The sequence below is a fragment of the Alteromonas sp. ASW11-130 genome (assembly GCF_026183735.1).
GTDB lineage: Bacteria > Pseudomonadota > Gammaproteobacteria > Enterobacterales > Alteromonadaceae > Alteromonas.
Window position 1 is genome coordinate 1 of sequence record NZ_JAPFRE010000029.1, and the last position, 2,768, is coordinate 2,768.

Here is a 2,768-nt window from a genome sequence, read left to right on the forward strand (position 1 = left end):
TGATCACCAAACGTCATGAATGTTCCCTTCTTTTTTATCTCACTGATTTACCGTAATTATTTGTGGGGATACCTCAGGGTCAGAGTACTTTTATAAACTTCCTTCAGAAAAGTAAAAAGTACAAAGTACAAAGTAAAAAGTACTCTGCTCCCTTTTCCCTTTTCCTTTTTCCTTTTTCCTTTTTCCTTTTTCTCTTAGAAGCTTGCTGCAATCTATACGGTAGATTAATCGAGTTGCGTCGATGCCTATGGTAAATGGCGACTGGTCTATTATCTTTTTAATCAAATTTTAAGAACTGAGATTCACTTCGGTCTGAAAATCATGCAAGTTTTCGGAAATATTTTCATTCGCAGATTCAACATTTGTTGTTGAGCACAGAACCAAAATTTCTCTTCAGGGCTGTCTAGTAAAGGCCTGTGCGAAAGATCCCTGCGCAAAATCACTCTCGGTATAGTCCTTGCCCCTCTTTTCAGTTGTACCTATCTTTAATGATCAACGGGAGGTTACAATGAAAACCCAACTGAAAACATTAACGACTGCCACCATGTTTGCGCTAGCCACCGCAGGCCTAAGTGTGAACGCACAGGCAGAGAGACTAGATGACCCAGCTGAAGTTAAAGCTGAAACCAATGATACGCTAGAGGGTGCTGCTGAAGTGCTTCGCGATATGAAGGAAGACAATGCACTCGCCAATCTACTAGATAAAGCGCAGGGCGTCTTTCTTATCCCTAACTATGCTCGCGTTGCACTAGGTGTCGGCGCATCCGGGGGTGAAGGCGTGTTGTTAGTGCGTGACGGCAGCGACTGGAGCGGCCCGATGTTCTATAACATTGGTGCCGTGAATGCTGGAATCGAGGCCGGTATAGAAGCCGGTCAGATTGCGATGGTGTTACAGAACGAAAAAGCGGTAGAAACATTCATGGACGACAATAACTTCTCCCTTAACGCCGACGCGGGCTTGTCGATTATAGACTATTCTGCGCGCGGACAAGCCTCCTGGGGCAAGGGAGACATCGTTGTATGGACTGATACTGAAGGCGCGTTTGCGGATATCGCACTTAGCGTCGAAAATATCATGTGGGATGACGATGAAAATACTGCCTATTACGGTTCGACGGTGGGCCCACAAGAAGTAGCAAGTGGCAAAGTAAGTTCGGACAATAAAAATCCAGCTCTTATGATACTGACTGCTCGAAACTAAGCGAATTGTAAGATGCATAGAAGGGGGTAATAAGCCCCCTTTTTTTGGCGCGCTTTTAATCTAAGAATTCGTCATTAACCAGCCTTACTAACGAAATCCGCAACACAAAATACAAAATAATTTCGTCACTTCAACGACGTTCACAATACTTGAATGTCATAAGAATTCTTACTAGTTATATCCGGCCGACTGGTCAAAACCCAATTGGTAAAAAGCGTTTTTCGAGTACAGCTCTCATCACTCATTTACGTAAGCCAGAGTTTTAGCGGGCGCGGCTCGTTGTATGAATGCCTTGTAGAAAAGTACTCTGACCCCCTTATTCCTCCAGGGATATAAAAGAGAGGTAAATATAGGAATTTGAGGCAGCACGTACTTTAAATTTATAAAAAATGACCTTTAATTAAACCTATACCTTCGGACGTTTTTTATTCAAATCGAGAAAGATCTTATGAAATCTATTTCAGTTTTGTTCGCATTGTTGTTTCTACATCTATCGGTTTTTGCAGAGACTTCTAATTTACCAATAATCGACATGCACCTGCACAGTTATAGCGACCAGTCTTACTATGTCGCTCCTGACGAATATGGACAAATGGCACCACCAACAGCTGAGGCACACTTTGAGCAAACTTACGAATCAATGCGACACCACAAAATTGTTTTAGGTGTTATCAGTGGTAGCTCGGGATCCGAAGAGCTATGGATATCTAAAGACAAAGATCAGAGGCTGCTGCGTGGAATCGGCTTTTCACGGTCGGAAGATTGGAGGCCTCAAAAGTTTGAGCAACTTGTCAAAGATGGCAAAGTCGATATTTTTGGAGAGATAGGTGCTTTTTACGCCGGTAAAACGCTAGCCGATCCGATGTACGATCCATATCTGAAAATCTGCGAAGAAAATGGTATTCCTGTGGCCATTCACACTGGTGGCGGACCACCAGAGACCACGTATCGGGGGTCACCAGACGCTCGCCTTGTATTGGGTAACCCGCTTCTCATTGAGGATGTCCTTGTAAAATATCCTAAACTAAAAGTGTACTTAATGCATGCTAGTGAAATGTTTCACAAAGAGGCGCTGCGACTTATGGTTGCCTACCCACAGGTCTACGCGGATCTCGGCGTTGTCTTGTGGGTTCACCCAATGCCAATGCATTATGGAGAGGAATTTTTAAAGAGAGCGAAGGAATATGGCATTCTTGAGCGAGTCATGTTCGGAACGGACCAAATGGTCTGGCCTCATGCGATTGAAAAGTCTATAGAAAGACTAGAGTCATTCGACTTTCTTACTCAGGTTGAGAGGCGTGGAATTCTTTACCATAATGCAGCTCGCTTTCTGGAGCTCTCGCAAGCTGAAATTGATGCGCATCATGTTCAGTGATCACGCATATGATCTTTGAACCCCCAGATTTTATTGTCCATTTAGCAGCGTTCGTGCCCGAACAACTTGTAAACCCCACTAGACTGATGGGATGTGTGCAATAGAAATTAGAAATGGGGTCAGAGTCTGAGGGATCCCCACGAATTTGATTTCATACGCTTCCAGCCCAGGCCTTGTCTATCAAGGAGCTGT

The 2,768-nt window shown here is 44.0% G+C and carries 2 protein-coding genes; both read left to right on the forward strand.

The features are described from left to right. Positions 1-508 precede the first annotated feature (508 nt). The gene (locus OPS28_RS11730; RefSeq protein WP_265609654.1) at positions 509-1,201 is read left to right on the forward strand and encodes a lipid-binding SYLF domain-containing protein; all 693 of its coding nucleotides are present in this window, start codon (positions 509-511) and stop codon (positions 1,199-1,201) included. Between the two features lie 532 nt (positions 1,202-1,733). Then, complete coding sequence (locus tag OPS28_RS11735) at positions 1,734-2,576, forward strand: amidohydrolase family protein (protein WP_265609655.1); 843 nt, start codon at positions 1,734-1,736, stop codon at positions 2,574-2,576. Positions 2,577-2,768 lie beyond the last annotated feature (192 nt).

What these genes read in the sequence shown, in the direction of transcription:
- OPS28_RS11730 (WP_265609654.1), top strand. Translation starts at nt 509, where the DNA reads ATGAAAACCCAACTGAAAACATTAACGACTGCCACCATGTTTGCGCTA.
- OPS28_RS11735 (WP_265609655.1), top strand. Translation starts at nt 1,734, where the DNA reads ATGCACCTGCACAGTTATAGCGACCAGTCTTACTATGTCGCTCCTGAC.